General features: G+C 59.6%; 16 protein-coding genes. 4 read left to right on the top strand and 12 right to left on the bottom strand.

The window, feature by feature from the left end:
• Positions 1 to 17: 17 nt before the first annotated feature.
• The 4 genes from ACR0AP_RS05720 to ACR0AP_RS05705 all read right to left on the bottom strand — a co-directional run bounded on the left by ACR0AP_RS05720 (position 18) and on the right by ACR0AP_RS05705 (position 4042).
• Positions 18 to 893, bottom strand: coding sequence for a F0F1 ATP synthase subunit gamma (locus ACR0AP_RS05720; RefSeq protein ID WP_480482282.1), 876 nt, complete (start codon positions 891 to 893; stop codon positions 18 to 20).
• Positions 894 to 905: 12 nt separating this feature from the next.
• Positions 906 to 2444 (bottom strand): F0F1 ATP synthase subunit alpha, encoded by a 1539-nt coding sequence (gene atpA, locus ACR0AP_RS05715; RefSeq protein ID WP_209504804.1) that lies wholly within the window; start codon positions 2442 to 2444, stop codon positions 906 to 908.
• Positions 2445 to 3005, bottom strand: coding sequence for a F0F1 ATP synthase subunit delta (locus ACR0AP_RS05710; RefSeq protein WP_209598051.1), 561 nt, complete (start codon positions 3003 to 3005; stop codon positions 2445 to 2447). It lies immediately after the preceding gene.
• Positions 3006 to 3307: 302 nt separating this feature from the next.
• A complete protein-coding gene (locus ACR0AP_RS05705; protein ID WP_480505891.1) occupies positions 3308 to 4042 on the bottom strand; it encodes a class I SAM-dependent methyltransferase in 735 nt (244 codons plus the stop codon).
• Positions 4043 to 4103: 61 nt separating this feature from the next.
• Between ACR0AP_RS05705 and gloB the strand changes: the two genes are divergently transcribed.
• A complete protein-coding gene (gene gloB / locus ACR0AP_RS05700; protein WP_480505889.1) occupies positions 4104 to 4871 on the top strand; it encodes a hydroxyacylglutathione hydrolase in 768 nt (255 codons plus the stop codon).
• A gap of 174 nt (positions 4872 to 5045) precedes the next feature.
• A complete protein-coding gene (clpA, locus tag ACR0AP_RS05695; RefSeq protein WP_480482288.1) occupies positions 5046 to 7370 on the top strand; it encodes an ATP-dependent Clp protease ATP-binding subunit ClpA in 2325 nt (774 codons plus the stop codon).
• Between the two features lie 166 nt (positions 7371 to 7536).
• Here clpA and ACR0AP_RS05690 read toward each other — a convergent pair whose 3' ends face one another.
• From ACR0AP_RS05690 to ACR0AP_RS05680, 3 genes are all read right to left on the bottom strand, one after another.
• Complete coding sequence (locus tag ACR0AP_RS05690) at positions 7537 to 9279, bottom strand: peptidoglycan -binding protein (RefSeq protein ID WP_480505887.1); 1743 nt, start codon at positions 9277 to 9279, stop codon at positions 7537 to 7539.
• A gap of 3 nt (positions 9280 to 9282) precedes the next feature.
• Entirely contained in the window at positions 9283 to 10461 is a 1179-nt protein-coding gene (locus ACR0AP_RS05685) for a biopolymer transporter ExbB (protein ID WP_480505885.1), read from the bottom strand.
• A gap of 69 nt (positions 10462 to 10530) precedes the next feature.
• Positions 10531 to 11061 (bottom strand): gamma-glutamylcyclotransferase, encoded by a 531-nt coding sequence (locus ACR0AP_RS05680; RefSeq protein ID WP_480487542.1) that lies wholly within the window; start codon positions 11059 to 11061, stop codon positions 10531 to 10533.
• 67 nt (positions 11062 to 11128) lie between these two features.
• Between ACR0AP_RS05680 and ACR0AP_RS05675 the strand changes: the two genes are divergently transcribed.
• Entirely contained in the window at positions 11129 to 12130 is a 1002-nt protein-coding gene (locus tag ACR0AP_RS05675; RefSeq protein WP_480487540.1) for a DUF2125 domain-containing protein, read from the top strand.
• Here ACR0AP_RS05675 and ACR0AP_RS05670 read toward each other — a convergent pair.
• The 4 genes from ACR0AP_RS05670 to ACR0AP_RS05655 all read right to left on the bottom strand — a co-directional run bounded on the left by ACR0AP_RS05670 (position 12127) and on the right by ACR0AP_RS05655 (position 16457).
• Entirely contained in the window at positions 12127 to 12978 is an 852-nt protein-coding gene (locus ACR0AP_RS05670) for an extensin-like domain-containing protein (protein ID WP_480505883.1), read from the bottom strand. The genes ACR0AP_RS05675 and ACR0AP_RS05670 overlap by 4 nt on opposite strands.
• A complete protein-coding gene (locus tag ACR0AP_RS05665; RefSeq protein WP_267365625.1) occupies positions 12975 to 13895 on the bottom strand; it encodes a prephenate/arogenate dehydrogenase family protein in 921 nt (306 codons plus the stop codon). The genes ACR0AP_RS05670 and ACR0AP_RS05665 overlap by 4 nt, the downstream gene beginning before the upstream one ends.
• Positions 13892 to 14977, bottom strand: coding sequence for a histidinol-phosphate transaminase (gene hisC / locus ACR0AP_RS05660; protein ID WP_480505882.1), 1086 nt, complete (start codon positions 14975 to 14977; stop codon positions 13892 to 13894). The genes ACR0AP_RS05665 and hisC overlap by 4 nt, the downstream gene beginning before the upstream one ends.
• Positions 14978 to 15041: 64 nt before the next feature.
• The gene (locus ACR0AP_RS05655; protein ID WP_480505880.1) at positions 15042 to 16457 is read right to left on the bottom strand and encodes an aminotransferase class V-fold PLP-dependent enzyme; all 1416 of its coding nucleotides are present in this window, start codon (positions 16455 to 16457) and stop codon (positions 15042 to 15044) included.
• Positions 16458 to 16559: 102 nt separating this feature from the next.
• Between ACR0AP_RS05655 and ACR0AP_RS05650 the strand changes: the two genes are divergently transcribed.
• Positions 16560 to 17021, top strand: coding sequence for an Lrp/AsnC family transcriptional regulator (locus ACR0AP_RS05650; RefSeq protein ID WP_480505878.1), 462 nt, complete (start codon positions 16560 to 16562; stop codon positions 17019 to 17021).
• Here ACR0AP_RS05650 and ACR0AP_RS05645 read toward each other — a convergent pair whose 3' ends face one another.
• A complete protein-coding gene (locus tag ACR0AP_RS05645; protein WP_480505876.1) occupies positions 17022 to 17894 on the bottom strand; it encodes a LysR family transcriptional regulator in 873 nt (290 codons plus the stop codon).
• Between the last annotated feature and the right edge of the window lie 57 nt (positions 17895 to 17951).

Raw genomic sequence — 17951 nt, 5'->3', positions numbered from 1 at the left:
TCGTCTCCGGTTTGTCTCTACAGCGCCTCGGCGCCGGAAATAATTTCAATCAGCTCGTTGGTGATCACGGCCTGACGCGAGCGGTTGAACTGGATCGTCAGCTTGTCGATCATCTCACCCGCGTTGCGTGTCGCGTTGTCCATTGCGGACATCCGCGCGCCCTGTTCAGACGCTCCGTTTTCGAGCAGAGCCGAGAAGATCGCGGTCGCAACCCCCTTGGGCAGCAGGTCGGCCAGAATGGCCTCTTCGCTGGGCTCGTAGTCGAAAATGGCACCGCTGTCGTCACCTTCCGATTCCTCGAACGAGGCGGGGATGACTTGCTGTGCCGTCGGGATCTGGGTCACAACGTTGACGAACTTCGAGTAGAAGATCGTGGCAACGTCGAACTCGCCCCCGTCGAAGCGGGACAGGATGTCCTTTGCGATGTCCTGCGCGTTGGAATAACCCAGACGCTTGACCTCGCTCAGATCCACATGCCCAACGAACAGATCGCCAAAATCACGCTTGAGCGCGTCGCGGCCTTTCTTGCCGACGGTCAGAATCTTGACCGTCTTGCCCTTGCCGCGCAGCTCTTCCGCCTTCTGGCGGGCCAGCTTGGCGATGTTCGAGTTGAAGCCGCCACACAGGCCGCGTTCAGCTGTCAACACAACCAGCAGATGGACATCATCACTGCCCGTACCACGGAGCAGCTTGGGGGCGCTGTCGCTGCCCCCGACCGACGCCGCCAGCCCGGCCATCACGGCATTGAACCGCTCGGCATAAGGGCGCGAGGCTTCGGCAGATTCCTGGGCGCGGCGCAGTTTTGCGGCCGCGACCATCTGCATGGCCTTGGTGATCTTGCGGGTCGATTTGACCGACTCGATCCTGTTTTTAAGGTCCTTCAGACTAGGCATCGGAACCTCCTATCAAGCGAAGGTCGCGGCGTATTCGTCGATCGCTGCTTTGAGTTTGTCGGACGCGTCGCCTTTGATCTTCGGATCTTCGTCGGTGATCCACTTCAGCAGGTCAGCGTGCTTGCCGCGCAGATGCGCCAGCAGGCCAGCCTCGTAGCGGCCAACATCCGACACGTCGATCTTATCGAGGTAACCGTTGGTGCCCGCGAAGATGACGCAGACGATTTCCGCGTTGGTCAGCGGTGAGTACTGCGGCTGCTTCATCAGCTCGGTCAGGCGCGCACCGCGGTTCAGCAGCTGCTGGGTTGCGGCGTCGAGGTCGGACCCAAACTGTGCAAAGGCCGCCATTTCGCGATACTGAGCCAGTTCCAGCTTGACCGGACCGGCAACCGATTTCATCGCGTCGGTCTGAGCCGACGAGCCCACACGCGAAACCGACAGACCAGTGTTCACGGCAGGACGGATGCCCTGATAGAACAGTTCAGTTTCCAAGAAGATCTGACCGTCGGTGATCGAGATCACGTTGGTCGGAATAAAGGCCGAAACGTCACCACCCTGGGTTTCGATAACCGGCAGAGCGGTCAGCGAGCCGGCACCGAAATCTTCGTTCAGCTTCGCCGAACGTTCCAGCAGACGGGAGTGGAGGTAGAAAACGTCACCCGGATAGGCTTCGCGGCCCGGCGGGCGGCGCAGCAGCAGCGACATCTGACGATAGGACACGGCCTGTTTCGACAGGTCATCATAGATGATCAGCGCGTGACGGCCATTGTCGCGGAAATACTCCGCCATCGCGGTTGCGGCATAGGGTGCCAGGAACTGCATCGGTGCCGGGTCGGACGCGGTTGCGGCGACAACGATCGAATATTCAATCGCACCGGATTCTTCCAGTTTCTTCACCAGCTGGGCAACGGTCGAACGCTTCTGACCGATCGCAACGTAAACGCAGTACAGTTTCTTCGACTCGTCGTCGCCTGCGGCTTCGTTATAGACCTTCTGGTTCAGGATGGTGTCCAGAGCCACGGCGGTTTTACCGGTCTGGCGGTCACCAATGATCAGCTCGCGCTGGCCGCGGCCAATCGGGATCATCGCGTCAACCGATTTCAGGCCGGTTGCCATCGGTTCGTGCACCGATTTACGCGGGATGATGCCAGGCGCTTTGACGTCTGCAACGCCGCGCTTGGTGGCATTGATCGGACCTTTGCCGTCCAGCGGGTTGCCCAGACCGTCAACAACACGGCCCAGAAGTTCATCACCGATCGGAACGTCCACGATCGAGTTGGTGCGCTTGACGGTGTCACCTTCTTTGATGTCACGGTCGGAACCGAAGATAACGACACCGACGTTGTCGCTTTCCAGGTTCAGCGCCATACCCATGATGCCGCCGGGAAATTCGACCATCTCACCGGCTTGAACGTTGTCCAGGCCATATACACGGGCAATCCCGTCACCGACGCTCAGCACGCGACCGATCTCGGCCACTTCGGCTTCCTGACCAAAATTCTTAATCTGGTCCTTCAGGATTGCAGAAATCTCTGCAGCTTGGATTCCCATTTATCCGACCTCTTTCATTGCATTCTGTAGGGAGTTCAGCTTCGAACGGATCGAACTGTCGATCATTTTCGAGCCCACTTTGACGACAAGACCGCCGATGAGGCTTTCATCAACGGTCGCATTGATAGTTACGGTCTTGCCCACACGCTCGGACAGCGTCTTGGACAGTTTTTCCAGTTGTGTCTTGGTCAGCGCCTTGGCCGAGGCGACATCGGCGGTCACTTCGCCACGCTCATCAGCCAGCATGTCACGCAGCACCTGCACCAGTTGCGGCACAACAAACAGGCGGCGTTTCTGCGCCATCAGAGCCAGCGTGTTGCGCAGGATGGCGTTCAGCCCCATCTTGTCAGCAACAGCGGCAATTGCTCCTTCTTGCTCGGCCCGCGAAATCAAAGGCGATGCGATCAGGTCACGCAGGTCGGCACTGTCGCCCAGTGCTGCTGCCAGATCATTGATGCCGGATTCCAGACCCGCAAGGTCATTATTCTCTTTTGCGATCTCGAAGATCGCGGTGGCATAGCGCTCGGCGATGCCTGTGGAAATCGAAGCTGGTTCGGACACGTCCACCCTTCCGATATTTGAGGCCCCGATTTTGGGTAGCGGCCGCTACCTTGGGGCGTGAGGAAACCCCGGCCAGACGGTCGGGGATCAAAATCACCGGGGATGTAGCAGAGGTGAACCAACCAAGCAATACGCTATAGCGGTAACAGATTTATCCACAAAATGTTAATTTTCATGCACTTACACCAAGTGCGACCGTTTGGACCCGTCAACCCGGTTGAAAAATGTTACGAATATGCAGGTTTTTGCGATTCCTGTGACTTTTTTCTCGCGAATTTGTCACTTTGGGATGCACGCAGTTGTCATGCAGGCTTTAGAAGACCGTCAAGCGCCTTGATCGGCTTCCTGATGGCATCTTTGGTGACATTGCCCCGAGGCGGATGAATGTTCTTTGTGACCTCAACCATCAACACCCCGCCCGCCATGACAGTTGGAATGCGCTGTCCGGTTTTTTCGATCAGACTGCCCGATTTCAACCAGAACCGCCGGAAGGACGGCGGCATGTAAAGAGCCGAGCAATGGCTCTCGGGGACAAAGTGATGCGCACGCAACTGATTTTCCAACTGGGTTGTTGAATATGGATGGCCATAACCGAACGGCGTCCGGTCAGAGCGCGACCACAACCCGGCGCGATTGGGCACGACAAACAAGGCCCGTCCGCCCGGCCCCAGAACGCGCCAGCATTCCTCCAGCACCTTGCTGGGCCGTTCTGACGTTTCAAGCCCGTGCATCACCACCAGCTTATCCACATGACCGGTTTCAATCGGCCAAAGCGTCTCTTCCGTCAGAACCGAGACATTGGGCATCCCCGCAGGCCAAGGCATCACGCCCTGCGGGCCGGGCATCAGCCCGATGACCCGGCGCGCATCGGCCAGATAGGGGCGCAACAGCGGCACGGCAAAGCCAAAACCGGCAACGGTCTGACCTTTGGCTTCGGGCCAAAGCTGGGTCAGTCGCCCGCGAATAGCCGCTTGCGCCGCGCGCCCAAGGGTGCTGCGGTAGTAGAAGTTCCTCAGATCCTGCACATCAAGATGCATTGCGGACATCCGGTCAATCGGCTTAGCTGGGCGCAGTCTAGCAATGAAAGGGCAAAAGGCCATGCCTCTTGAAATCGTTACAATCCCGTGCCTCAGCGACAATTACGCCTTTCTGGCCCATGACAGCGGCAATGGCCAGACTGCGCTGATTGATGCGCCCGAAGCCGCGCCGATTCTTGCAGCGCTGGAAGATCGGGGATGGACGTTGTCACATGTGCTGCTGACCCATCACCACTGGGATCACGTTGAAGGGTTGGCCGAAATTCTGACCCAGCACCCCGCAAGGGTCATCGGTGCGGCCGCCGACGCGCACCGCCTGCCCCCACTGGACCAGCAGGTTGCCGAAGGCGACAGCTTTGAGATCGGTGGCGAACCGGTCGAGGTGCTGGACGTTTCAGGGCACACGGTTGGTCATGTCGCGTTTTATCTTCCGCAAAGCGCGGTCGTCTTTACCGCTGACAGCCTGATGGCGTTGGGTTGTGGGCGTCTGTTCGAAGGCAGCCCGGCGCAGATGTGGGCGTCACTGAGCAAACTGGCCGCTTTGCCGGATGACACTCTGGTCTGTTCGGGGCATGAATATACACAATCCAACGCGAAATTTGCCATTACCGTCGATCCCGAGAACACCGCGTTGAAACAGCGAATTGCCGATATCGACCGCGCCCGTGCCGCCGGCGAAGCCACTGTTCCGTCGATTTTGGCGCTTGAAAAAGCGACCAACCCGTTTCTGAGGGCCACTGATCCGGCGATTCAGGCCCATCTTGGTATGGTAAACGCCGATCCTGCGGCGGTTTTCGCCGAAATCCGGGGTAGAAAAGACAGGTTCTGATGCTTATTTGCCCCTCTTCACGGCCACGGTCACAACAAATGTGACTGTCAAGTGAAAGAAAACCCTTGAAGCCGGGCCACGATCAACCAAACTCTAATAGTATGAGGACATGGTTGGGATGGGGTTCCGGCCGAAAGCCCGCCCCCTTCTGACCCAAGACAGAGGAGCACCCGCGTGCCTTCATTCTCGAGCACACTGGAACAAGCCATCCACGCGGCCCTTGCGGCTGCGAATGAACGGCGACACGAATTTGCAACGCTGGAGCATTTGCTGCTGGCGCTTCTGGAAGAACCCGATGCGGTACGCGTCATGAAAGCGTGCAGCGTTGATCTGGACGAGTTGCGCAGCACTCTGGTTGAGTTCATAGACGAAGATCTTTCAAATCTGGTCACAGATATTGACGGGTCCGAAGCCGTACCAACGGCAGCGTTCCAGCGCGTCATTCAACGCGCCGCGATTCATGTGCAAAGCTCGGGCCGGACCGAAGTGACCGGTGCCAATGTGCTGGTCGCGATATTCGCTGAACGCGAAAGCAATGCCGCCTATTTCCTGCAGGAACAGGATATGACCCGGTATGACGCGGTCAATTTCATCGCCCATGGCGTGGCCAAAGACCCCGCGTATGGCGAAAGCCGGTCGGTATCCGGTGCGGATCAGGTGGAAGAAGAAGCTCAGACAGGTTCCGGCGACACGGAACAAAAGGAAAGTGCGCTTGGGAAATACTGCATTGACCTGAACGCGAAATCGCGTGCGGGTGATGTCGATCCGCTGATCGGGCGCGCGGATGAGGTGGAACGCTGTATCCAGGTGCTGTGCCGCCGCCGCAAGAACAACCCGCTGCTGGTGGGCGATCCGGGCGTGGGCAAAACCGCCATCGCCGAAGGTCTGGCGCACAAGATCGTCGCCGGAGAGGCGCCGGATGTCTTGGCAAACACCACCATCTACTCGCTGGACATGGGTGCACTGCTGGCCGGGACCCGTTATCGCGGCGATTTCGAAGAACGCCTGAAAGCGGTTGTAACCGAGCTGGAAGAGCACCCCGACGCGGTGCTTTTCATCGACGAAATTCACACCGTGATCGGTGCCGGTGCAACCTCGGGCGGGGCAATGGATGCCTCGAACCTGCTGAAGCCTGCGTTGCAGGGCGGCAAGCTGCGCACCATGGGCTCGACCACCTACAAAGAGTTTCGCCAGCATTTCGAGAAGGACCGCGCCCTGTCGCGCCGGTTCCAGAAGATCGATGTGAACGAGCCTTCGGTTGAAGACAGCGTCAAGATCCTGCGCGGTCTGAAGCCTTATTTCGAAAAACATCACGACATCAAGTATACCGCTGATGCGATCAAAACGGCGGTCGAGCTGTCGGCACGTTACATCAACGACCGCAAGCTGCCCGACAAGGCCATCGACGTGATTGACGAGGCTGGCGCGGCGCAGCATCTGGTGGCGGAAAGCAAACGGCGCAAGACCATTGGTGTCAAAGAGATTGAGGCCGTGGTTGCCAAGATCGCCCGCATCCCGCCCAAGAACGTCACCAAGGACGATGCCGAGGTGCTGAAAGACCTCGAAGCCTCGCTGAAACGGGTGGTGTTTGGGCAGAATCTGGCGATCGAGGCACTGGCCAGCGCAATCAAACTGGCCCGTGCCGGCCTGCGGGAACCCGAAAAACCCATCGGCAACTATCTGTTTGCCGGCCCGACCGGCGTGGGCAAGACCGAGGTGGCGAAACAGCTGGCGGATACGCTGGGCGTTGAACTGCTGCGTTTCGACATGTCGGAATACATGGAGAAACACGCAGTCAGCCGTCTGATCGGCGCACCTCCGGGCTATGTCGGGTTCGATCAGGGGGGCCTGCTGACCGACGGTGTCGACCAGCATCCACATTGTGTGTTGCTGCTGGATGAGATTGAAAAGGCGCACCCGGATGTGTTCAACATCCTGTTGCAGGTGATGGACCATGGGGAACTGACCGACCACAACGGCCGTACGGTGAACTTCCGCAACGTGGTGCTGATCATGACCTCGAACGCGGGGGCGCAAGAGCAGGCCAAGGCCGCGATCGGGTTCGGTCGTGACCGTCGCGAGGGCGAAGACACCGCCGCGATTGAACGCATGTTCACGCCGGAATTCCGCAACCGTCTGGATGCCGTGATCTCGTTCGCGCCGCTGCCGAAAGAGGTCATTTTGCAGGTGGTCGAGAAATTCGTCCTGCAACTGGAAGCGCAGTTGCTGGATCGTGGTGTGACCATTGATCTGACACCCAAAGCCGCCGAATGGCTGGCGGATAAAGGGTATGACGACAAGATGGGTGCGCGCCCGCTGGGCCGCGTCATTCAGGAATACATCAAGAAACCGCTGGCCGAAGAGTTGTTGTTTGGCAAGCTGGCAAAAGGTGGTGTGGTCCGTGTCTCGGTCAAGAAGGGTGATCTGGATCTTGAGATCCTTGGCCCGGATCAACCGCGCATTTCGGGTGACAAGCCTCCGCTTCTGACGGCGGACTGATCGCCCGCCGCATTTAACAGAAAACCCGCCTACCAAGGCGGGTTTTTTTGTTTCGCCCAGCACAGGCAAGGACTTATCCGCTCGGCTGGGGTCGCTGGGGTCGGTATCGCCAATAACCGGTTGCGGATCGGCTGTTTGTTTTCGTGGCTGCTAAGGGCCAGTGACCTTACCTTTCGGTCAGCTTCAACTCGATCCGGCGGTTTTGCGCGTGTGCCTCGGGCGTGTCAGCGGGGTTTACGGGCTGGAATTCACCAAACCCGTTGGCTGCAAGACGGTTGGGCGGAATGCCCAGCGCGTCAACCATATAGCGCACAACCGACAGCGCGCGACCCTGGCTGAGCTCCCAGTTGTCGCGATACCGGCCCGACCCGGCCAGAGGAACGTTGTCGGTATGGCCGTCGACCCGGATCACCCAGTTCAGACCCGGCGGGATTTCAGCGGCAACACTACGAAGGATTCTGGCCACCTTGGCGACTTCCTGCTGCCCTTCTGCGGACAGCACGGCGGACCCGGTCGGAAACAGAACCTCGGACGAGAACACGAACCGGTCGCCTTCGATGCGCACCCCTTCCTGACCACCAAGAACGTCCCGCAGGCGACCGAAGAATTCCGAGCGATAGCGTTGCAGGTCCTCGGCCTGTGCCGCCAGTTCCTGGTTCTGCCCGGCCAGAGCCTTGGCCTCGGCCTCAAGACGCAGGCGCTCCGCTTCTTCCAGCAGACGGCGCCTGCGTTCTTCGGATGCGGCACGGGCCAGTGCGGCATTCAGGTCCTGCCCTAAGGTCTGAATCTGCACCTCGGCGGCGGCGTTGCGTTCTTCGAAATCATCAAGCAAAGCCTGCAAAGAGCCCAATTGCCCGCGCAGGGCGGCGATCTGCTGGTTCAGCAGGGCGGCCTCTCGCTGCGCCTCGGCAGAGATTTCTTTTTCATCCGAAAGCGTCGCATTGGCGAGGTCCAATAAGGCCTGCCGCTGCTCGGCCAGAGAGCGTTGCGCATCGGCATCCGCCTGCGCTTGCGTCTGCGCCTGCAAAGCGGCTTCAAGCTGGGCCCGCAGTTCATCGGGGTTCACGTCGCCAAACTGACGCTCCAACGCGGCACGCGCCGCCTGTGCTGCCGCCAGCAGGGTGAGTGTGTCTTCAGCCTCTTTGCGCTGCGCTTCCAGTGCGAGTGTCATGGCCGTCAGTTCGGCATCGGCATCCTGAAGGCGGTTACGCAATGCTTCGGCGGCGGCGGCTTCGGCCAGACGGGCGGCCTCTTCATCGCTGAGCTGCTGTTCAAGGTTGGTGATCTGGGCGTCTCGGTCGGCGCTGCCTTGCTCCAGATCCGCCACCAGTGCTTCCAGTGCTTCCCGACGGGCAGCGGCCAAACGGGCGGCTTCGGTCTGTGCGTCGATTTCCTCGCGGCTTTGGGCAAGCGCCAGGTTCAACGCCTCCTGCTCGGTCAGCAGTTTCGCGCGCTGCGATTCAAGCGCTGCAATATCACCCAGTGCCCGTTCCTGTTCGGCCAGCAGGGCGGCAACTTGCGCTTCGAAATTGGTGATCCGGGTCTGTGCCTGATCCAAAGCGGCAGCCTGACGGTCGCGCTCGGTGGTCAGTGATGCGATCAGTGACTGGGCTTGCGCCAGATCGTCTTCGGCCTGCGACAGGGTGGTATTCAACGCCCCAAGCCGCGCCTGCAACCGGCTGTTTTCGCGTTCTTCCAGCCCCAACGCCCCCGCCAGCGCAGCGATTTCGTCGGCCAATGTGGTCAGTTCGTCTTCCTGACCCGAGATGGTTTCGCGCAGCACAAACTGGATCACCATGAAGATGGTCAGCACAAAGGTCAGCACCATCAATAGCCCCGTCATCGCGTCGACGAAACCGGGCCAGACCGAGCCCTGGAACCGTTGACCGGTGCGGCGGGACAGCGCCATGGGCTATTCTCCTTCCGGCGAGGTGCGTACCGCACCGCGCGGCAGGGTCAGCGCCTTGACCAGCAGTTCTATATCCTTTCGGAACTCGTTCATGCTTTCCTGACGGCCCGCCGAAATCTCTTCGAGGATACGCAGCAGCTGCACATCCATCGAGCGCAGGCGCATCCGGCTTTCGGCGTCGATACCTTCACCCGCGCCGTGATCGCGCATGTGATCCAGCAGGGCTTCCTGACCCAGCGCCACGCGTTCCAAAGCCGAGGTGACTCCTTCGGTATTGGCCTGACGGTTGTTCATCTCACCGATCACATCGACCAGCAAACCCAGCTTGGCGGAAACCTCGGCGCGCTCGCTTTCCTGCGCTGAAAACAGATCCTGCAACGCATCCATCTGTTCGGACATAGCGTCCAGCACCGGCGTGAGCACGGCAATTTCGGCACCGCCTTCTTCTCCACCCGCGAAACCTACACGGGTGATCGAAGACAGCCATTCTTCAAGCTCGCGATAGAAGCGGTTCTGGCCGTGCCCTGCGAAAACTTCGAGCAGACCGACGATCAGCGACCCGGCCAGACCCAGCAGAGACGATCCGAACGCAACGCCCATTCCCTGCAACTGCGCTTCGAGCCCGGTCATCAGGCGGTTGAACACGGCCAGCCCTTCTTCGCCCTCTTGCGGATTAAGGCTGCGGATCGTATCGACGATGGCAGGTACGGTTGTCGCCAAACCGAAGAATGTGCCCAAAAGACCCAGATAGATCAGCACATTGGTGATATAGCGAGTGATCTCCCGCTCTTCCTCGACCCGTTCGGCTACGGAATCCAGAATCGAGCGGGTTGAAGTGGAGCTGATCTGCGACCGCGCGCCCCGTTCGCGCAGCAATGATGCCAAAGGAGCCAGCAATTGCGGCGTGCGGGCGTCTTCGCGAACAACACCGCCGACGAAGGCCTCGATCCAGCGTACGGATCCGATCAGTTGCGTCACCTGATAGAAACAGGCAAGAACGCCGATCAGAAAAACCATCAGGATGAAGCCGTTCAGGTACGGGTTGGCGAAGAAAACCGGTAACACATAGGGCAGCGCCAGAAACACACCCAGCCCGGACAGGCCGATCGCCATCAACATCAACAGAATCTGCCGTGTTGGATGCGAGAAATGGGGTCTCGCGCCCTGATGTGCCTGCGCCATGCGCGTGGTTCCCGGTATTTGCCTGCTCTGCGTCGAAACTAGCGAAATTCCACTGGTGACGCCAAGAGTTTATGCGGTAATACTGCGCACCCGTTGCGCCAACCACTCAAGATCGGCGTCGCGCAGGCCGATCTCGGCCAGATGTTCGGCGGTATTGTACAGGTATTCGTCATTCGGGCCGCGCCCGCCAACCGCATGGGCGATGATCCGGGCCTGATCCTCCAACGGCATCCCGCCGCAATACTGCACATGGTCGGCATCGATCACATAGGTCACGGCGTTGACAATGTCGCCATTTTCCAGATGCACATCCAGCATACGTTCGACATAGGCCGACGAGATCAGCTCGCGCTCGCGCAGTTCGTGCAGGGTGCGGTCTTCGTGACCGGTTTCAACCGCAAGGGCCAGACCGGTGCAGGTCGCGTTTGCCTGTTCGTCCAGCGCCAGCACCAGCCCCGGTTCTTCCTCGGTTCCCCGGTGGTGGATCGAGCTCATGCAGAAGGACCGGGCATAGCCATGCAGTGTCGCGCGTTCGCTGCGCGCGACCGGAAAGCCCGGATTCCACAGCAGCGATCCATAACCGAAAACCCACATCGTCATTGCACTGGTCCTTGCCCGTTTGGGCCTATAAACATCAATTCCGAGGCAGGAAAAAGGGCCAAAGCTCATGCGCCGTGTCATACGAGTGATCATTTTTATCGGCATCCTTTGGAGCGCCTATTGGTTTGTCGCCGGATATGGTCTGCGCGCGGCAATCACTGGCTGGTTTGATCAACAACAGGCGCGCGGCTGGCTGGCTGATTTCTCGGACGTGGCAACGGCAGGGTATCCGACCCATCACGTGACCCGACTGAACAACCCTGCCCTTGCAGATCCGGTGAATGGCACAGCCTGGCGCGCGGACTGGATCGAATTCGAAAGCCCCGCGATCTGGCCCGGCCGGCAGGTGCTGCGGTTCGCCGAGACGCCGCAACGACTGTCTTACTACGATCAAACCTCAACGATTGTCGCCGATGAATTGATTGCGGAACTACAGTTGCAACCCGGCGTTTCGCTTGTGTTTGAAAAACTGGCGCTGACGGCAGGGGCGTGGTCGGTGACCGAGAACACCACTGCACTGGCCGCCGGGGACACCCTGAGCCTGATCATGGCGCAAACATCCCTGCCCGAAGCCTATGCCATTACCGCCCGCGCGGATGGGTTCACACCCGGCGACCGGTTGCGGGCCCTTATGAATTCGGCGGCTTCGCTGCCGCAGTCCTTCGAAACGCTGGAACTGGACATGGTCACCACGTTCAGCAAAGTCTGGGACAGGTCGGCGCTGGAACACAGCAGGCCGCAGCCCGTGGCCATCGACCTGCGACTGGCCGAGATCAAATGGGGTGGATTGCGTCTGTTTGCTGCCGGTAAACTGGATGTAGACGCGCAGGGTGTTCCCAGTGGTGAGATCGCTGTCAAGGCCGAGAACTGGCGTGATATGATCGACATGGCAAACGCGGCAGGTGCCCTGCCTGATCAGGCGGTTGATCCTGTCACCCGCGCACTGAATTTTCTGGCAGGGCTGGGCGGCAACCCCAACGCGCTGGACCTTCAGCTGAACTTCCGGGATGGTTTTGTCGCCCTGGGGCCGGTGCCGCTGGGCCCCGCCCCGCGGCTGATCCTGCGTTAACGGCAATACGCTCCGCTGCGGTAGCGTGCCGTATCCAGATGGAAATGATCGCGATGGTAGCTATCCGAGTTCGGCCCCAAAACGGTGCCGAACGGGCCACAGGCGCCGCGCCAGATTTTCTGCAGCTGCTTCTGTGACGGGTTCTTGCGCCATCCTTCCAAGACAGTCACCACCTCACCATCGGCCATTTTGAAGGCCGAAATATCGATCGCGCGCCCTTTGCCGTGCTCGGAAATCCGCGCGCCTTTACGATTGTTTCGAGTTCGGCAGGCATAATGAGCCGCCACCTGCAACTCGACCACCGGGCCGCGACGTTTGAAGGTGGGTTTGACTGTCTTATCGACCCATTTGTTCAGCGCAACGGCGGTGCCGCAATCCATTGTCGACGGGCGGCTGAGTGCCACACCGGAAACAGAGGTGATCTGCACTGCATCTTTTACGCCACAGGCTGAATTCTCGCTGCCGACCCTTCCGACGGGCTTGCCCTGAATTGCGATATCTCCGCAAACGGACCCTTTGCGCAGCTTGCGTTTTTTGAAAAGCACCTGCTGTTCAAGCAATTCAGGTCTCATGTTAGGTATCAGCGAGGTGTCGGGCCCCAGCAGCGGCAAATCCGAAGGTCGCGCCAGTGCAGCAGTGACCTGCGGTGAAACCGGACGTGAGATGGGGCGCAGATCGGTTATGACCGCGACGGACACCGGGGCAACGGCGGACACAACCTGCACGTTTTGCTGGTCCAGAATCGGACGTGCAGGTGGGACCAGAGATCGTTCCAGAGGGGCTGCCTGCGTCGCCACGGCACACAACGCCATGATCCCGATCAGAAATTGCCCCCGGTAAACCCTCATGAACCTGCCTTTCCCCGCCCGAAATCCGGAGCATCCGTGTCCTGCCCCGCGTCGATGATGCCGCGACGAATAGCACGGGTATGGGTAAAGTAGTCAAACAAATGTTCCCCGTCCCCGGTGCGGATGGCACGTTGCAGCGCAAACAGCTCTTCCGTGAACCGGCCCAGGATTTCCAGCGTCGCATCTTTGTTGGACAGGAACACATCACGCCACATGGTCGGGTCCGATGCCGCGATGCGGGTGAAATCCCGAAAACCCGCAGCCGAGTATTTGATCACTTCGCTATCGGTCACCCGGCGCAGATCGTCGGCCACACCAACCATCGTGTAGGCGATCAGGTGCGGCGCATGGGACGTGACGGCCAGAACCAGATCGTGATGATCCGCGTCCATCTCATCCACATGGGAGCCCATACCTTCCCACAACGCCCGAAGGCGGGCGATTGCATCCGGGTCGGTCCCTTCGACAGGCACCAGCAGGCACCAGCGATTGTCGAACAATTTGGCAAAACCCGATTCCGGACCGGAATGCTCTGTCCCAGCCAAAGGATGCGCGGGAATGAAATGCACACCTTCGGGGATATGCGGCTGAACCGCCTGAATGACATGCCGCTTGACCGACCCCACGTCCGACAGGGTCGCGCCGGGCTTGAGCACGGGTGCGATGTCTTCTGCGACGGCTCCCATTGCCCCCACGGGCACGCAAAGAACGACAAGATCAGCACCTTCGACCGCTTCGCGCGCCGTGTCACAGACGCGGTCGCACAGCCCGATTCTGCGCGCCGTGTCACGTGTCGCCTCGGACCGGGCATAGCCGGTCACTTCTCCAGCCAGGCCCCCACGCTTGATCGCCCAGAACATGGAGGAGGCAATCAGGCCAAGCCCGATCAGCGCAACCCGGTCGTAAATCTGGCTCATGCTGCACCCTCTTTGAATGCTGTAATCGCCGCAACGACGCGGCGGCAGGCTTCCTCATCGCCCACGGTGATCCGCAGGGCATTCGGCAGGTTGTAGCCTGCAACCCGGCGGACAATCAAACCCTGCGTCTTCAGATAGTCGTCACAGGCCTCGGCCTCGGTCCTGTCGGCAAAACGCGCGAGGATGAAGTTGGTGCAGGACGGGTCCGAGGGTACGCCGATCTTGTCCAGCTCCTCGGCCAGCCACACCCGAAGGCGCGCATTTTCGGATTGGCAGAACGTCAGGAAATCGACGTCGCTGATCGCTGCTTCGGCTGCGGCCAGTGCTGTCAAAGACAGGTTGAAGGGCTGACGCACCCGGTTCAGTACATCGATAATCGATCGGTGCGCATACCCCCAGCCGACCCGCATCCCGCCCAGCCCGTACACTTTCGAGAATGTACGGGTCATGATCACGTTCTCATACGCATCCACCAAGGACGCACCGCCATCGAAATCGTCGACGAATTCGGCATAGGCGCCGTCCAGAACCATCAGGCAGGTATCAGGCAGACCCTGCGCCAGACGGTCCAGTTCGTCGTTCGAGATCATGGTCGAGGTCGGGTTACCGGGGTTGGTGACAAACAAGATCCGCGTCTGGCTGGTTACGGCGGCCAGAATGGCACCCACATCAACTTTGCGGTCGCGCTCGGCCACCATGACCGGCGTGGCACCTGCCATGCGGGCGATGATCGGGTACATAGAGAACCCGTGCTCGGTATAGATCACCTCATCCCCCGGCCCCGCATAGGCCTGAGCGATGAATTGCAGCACCTCGTCGCTGCCGACACCGCAGATGATCTGCGCAGGGTCCAGCCCGTGACGTGCGCCGATAGCCGCGCGCAAACTGGCGTGGTCGGTGTTGGGGTACCGATGCAAGTTTGCCGCGCTGTCGCGCACCGCCTCAATCGCCTTGGGGCTGGGGCCGAACGGATTCTCGTTTGAGCTCAGCTTGATCACATGCTCAACACCCGCCACATGCGACTGGCCGCCCTGATAAAGCGCGATGTCCATAATGCCGGGTTGCGGGGTGATCTTGGTCATGAGAGGCTCCGTTGATTGGGCCCCTCATACCTGTCTCAACGGATTGAGAAAAGCGACAAATCCATCATGCGGCCTTGAAGCGCGCAGTCGCCGGGTCGGCGTTGTAATAAGGCACGAATTCCTCGGTACGGCGGGACAGGTCATTGACACTGTCGATGATGAATTGAACTGTTTCCTCGCTCATCAGGTACGAGAAATTCAGGCGTACCCAGCCGGGTTTCTTCATCTCTTCGCCCGCAGACAAGGCCGCGTGCAGCGCCTCGGACGCGGCGCGGTCAATCCCCAGCAGGCGGTGGGCATAAGGCCCGGCGCAGGCACAGCCGCCACGTGCCTGAATGCCGTAGACGTCGCTGAGCATCCGGGTAAACAGCTGCTGATGCACAGGCTGTCCCGCGTTGTCGCGCACGAGGAAAGAGAAGATCGGCAGGCGATGCGGGTGATTGACCCCAAGCAAGGTCAGGTTCGGATTATCCTTCCACCCGTCCAGCGCCATCTGGTTGTACTGCGCCTCGCGCCTTGCAATTTCTTCCGTGCCGACGACATCTTTGACGATAAAGGCCAGCGCCGCGCGGATGTCGCCAATCACGTTGGGCGTTCCCGCCTCTTCCCGCGCAGACAGGTCCGCGCTGTAGTCATGCCGCCACGGTGACACGAAACTGACGGTGCCGCCGCCCGGCCAGCTGGGGCAGTTCCGTTTGGACGCAGCCCGGTTTACGATCAGAACACCCGACGCCCCCGGACCGCCCGGGAACTTGTGCGGGGAAACGACAATCGCATCCTTGCGCGCGTCCACCGGCCCCATATCCATCGGCAGGTAAGGCCCGCCCCCGGCGTAATCCCAAATCGCCACGGCACCGTGCGCCTTGAGCAACCGAGTCACCGGATCAGGGTCCGTGACAATTCCGGTTACATTGGACGCCGCCGAAAAGGAACCGATCAGAAGATCTGCGCCTGCATGGGTCAACAGCGCGGTTTCCAGCGCCCTCAGGTCAACCCCGCCGCCTTCGACCTCGGGGATTTCAACCACAAGTGCCTTGCTTTCCCGCCACGGCAGGATGTTCGAGTGATGCTCGTACGGACCAATCAAGACAACCGGTTGGTCGGCCTCTGCCACCCCGAGCAGGCTGACCAACCGGTTGAGCCCCGCAGTGGCGCCAGACCCGGTGAAGATCACCGCGTCCTCTTCCTGAGCACCAACAATGCGGGCTATTTTCGCCCGCGCCTCGCGGCGCAGATGTGTCATGTAAGATCCGCAGTAAGAGGCCTCGGTGTGGCTGTTCGCGTAAAACGGCAACACATGTTGCGCCACAAAGTCTTCAACCTGCCGCAAGGCGCGACCCGAAGCGACGTAATCCGCATAGACAAGCGGCACGTCCCCATGCAGACCCGGGATCAGAACATTCTCTCCGATCAGCCCATCGCGCAGGTTTGAATTGTGAGCGGTGGAACAGAGTTCCGCACGAAACTTGGACAGGGACATTGCATTGGCTCCTAACTGTCCGACTAATGTGATTTATTGTCAGCGCGAAAACTTCACCTATTATTGCATAGATTTTAAAATCTTTGTGTCATATGATCAGTAATGGCATCAAAATTGGATCAAATTGACACACGCATTCTGAAAGAACTGCAGAAGGACGCCACCCTGTCGCAACGGGAATTGGCGGATCGTGTGGGGCTTTCGCAGAACGCCTGCTGGCGGCGGCTGAAGGCTTTGAACGAAGATGGCGTCCTGATCGGTTCAACCGCCCGCATCGCACGCGAGAAATTGGGCCTGAGCCTTGTGGTCTTTGTCATGCTGCGCACGCGGCATCATTCGGCCGAGTGGCTACAGGCCTTTCGCAGCCACGTTCTGACGATCCCCGAGGTCGTGGATTTTCATCGGATTGGTGGTGACTACGATTATCAGCTGAAAGTCGTCACACAGGATATGGCGTCTTACGACAAGGTGTATCAACGGCTGATCGAAAAGGTCGAGCTGGACAGCGTCACGTCGTATTTCGCGATGGAAGCAATCGCCGAAGGACGACCTTTGCCGATTTGATCACGCCGTAAACAGCGGGCGTTTTTGTTTAAAAAAGGGCACCGCGATATCGCGGAACGCGACCAGTTTCGCCGAAGGCCAAACATCCGGGTGCGCCACGATCCAGATATCTGCGTAGGGTTGCGGTGAAAGAACCGGAACCTGCACCAAGCCCCGAAGTGAGCGGCCCAGAAACACCGGCATACGCACAACGCCCAACCCTGATTGTGCGGCACCCGCCATCGCGACCATGTCATCAAAACGCATATGTATGCGCGAGTTCGGATAGATATTGTCGACGCCGTCCGGCAGGTTCGGCTGCTTCTCATAAAGCAACCAATCCACGGGCGCGTTCGGATCTTGCTGCATTCGCGCGGCCCATTCAGGCGTGGCAAAACAAGCGCTGTGCTGTTGCGTCAGGCGCAGACCTTTCAACGTATCGCCGGGGTTGCGGCTGATCCGGATCGCTATGTCGGCTTCGCGCCGATTAAGATCCAGAATCTCGTTTGCTGCACGCACCTGCAAAGACACAGCAGGGTGCCTTTGAGCAAAATCACCCAGCGCCGGAGCCAGCACATGGGCAATTAAGAGTTGCGGCGCGGTTAAGGTCAGTTGCCCTTCCAACCGGGCATCCCGCCCTGACAAACCACGCAGCATCGCATGTTCTGCGCTTTCCATCCGGGCAGCATACGCGGCGACAAGGTGCGCTGCTTCTGTCGGCCGATACCCGTCGGTTAGCCTTTCGAACAGCACTTCGCCTGTCGCCGCTTCGGCGCGGGCTATACGGCGCGCGACAGTTGTGTAGTTGACGCCAAGCTCTTGTGCCGCGGCGGACAGGGTACACCTGCGGACCACGGCGAGTACGGCCCGGTAATCATCCCAATGAATATCCATACATGCAAATTCGCATACCAATGATGCAAATACACGCGTTTTCGCAAAGCAGATCAC

The organism is Ruegeria sp. AF7 (assembly GCF_056541885.1).
Note: the sequence above shows the minus strand (reverse complement) of the source record. Positions and strands in the feature narration are given on the sequence as shown.

What these genes read in the sequence shown, in the direction of transcription:
- hisC (WP_480505882.1), bottom strand. Translation starts at nt 14,977, where the DNA reads ATGACCAAGATCACCCCGCAACCCGGCATTATGGACATCGCGCTTTAT.
- ACR0AP_RS05675 (WP_480487540.1), top strand. Translation starts at nt 11,129, where the DNA reads ATGCGCCGTGTCATACGAGTGATCATTTTTATCGGCATCCTTTGGAGC.
- ACR0AP_RS05650 (WP_480505878.1), top strand. Translation starts at nt 16,560, where the DNA reads ATGGCATCAAAATTGGATCAAATTGACACACGCATTCTGAAAGAACTG.
- ACR0AP_RS05690 (WP_480505887.1), bottom strand. Translation starts at nt 9,279, where the DNA reads ATGGCGCTGTCCCGCCGCACCGGTCAACGGTTCCAGGGCTCGGTCTGG.
- ACR0AP_RS05720 (WP_480482282.1), bottom strand. Translation starts at nt 893, where the DNA reads ATGCCTAGTCTGAAGGACCTTAAAAACAGGATCGAGTCGGTCAAATCG.
- ACR0AP_RS05665 (WP_267365625.1), bottom strand. Translation starts at nt 13,895, where the DNA reads ATGAGCCAGATTTACGACCGGGTTGCGCTGATCGGGCTTGGCCTGATT.
- gloB (WP_480505889.1), top strand. Translation starts at nt 4,104, where the DNA reads ATGCCTCTTGAAATCGTTACAATCCCGTGCCTCAGCGACAATTACGCC.
- ACR0AP_RS05645 (WP_480505876.1), bottom strand. Translation starts at nt 17,894, where the DNA reads ATGGATATTCATTGGGATGATTACCGGGCCGTACTCGCCGTGGTCCGC.
- ACR0AP_RS05680 (WP_480487542.1), bottom strand. Translation starts at nt 11,061, where the DNA reads ATGACGATGTGGGTTTTCGGTTATGGATCGCTGCTGTGGAATCCGGGC.
- ACR0AP_RS05670 (WP_480505883.1), bottom strand. Translation starts at nt 12,978, where the DNA reads ATGAGGGTTTACCGGGGGCAATTTCTGATCGGGATCATGGCGTTGTGT.
- ACR0AP_RS05705 (WP_480505891.1), bottom strand. Translation starts at nt 4,042, where the DNA reads ATGCATCTTGATGTGCAGGATCTGAGGAACTTCTACTACCGCAGCACC.
- atpA (WP_209504804.1), bottom strand. Translation starts at nt 2,444, where the DNA reads ATGGGAATCCAAGCTGCAGAGATTTCTGCAATCCTGAAGGACCAGATT.
- ACR0AP_RS05685 (WP_480505885.1), bottom strand. Translation starts at nt 10,461, where the DNA reads ATGGCGCAGGCACATCAGGGCGCGAGACCCCATTTCTCGCATCCAACA.
- ACR0AP_RS05655 (WP_480505880.1), bottom strand. Translation starts at nt 16,457, where the DNA reads ATGTCCCTGTCCAAGTTTCGTGCGGAACTCTGTTCCACCGCTCACAAT.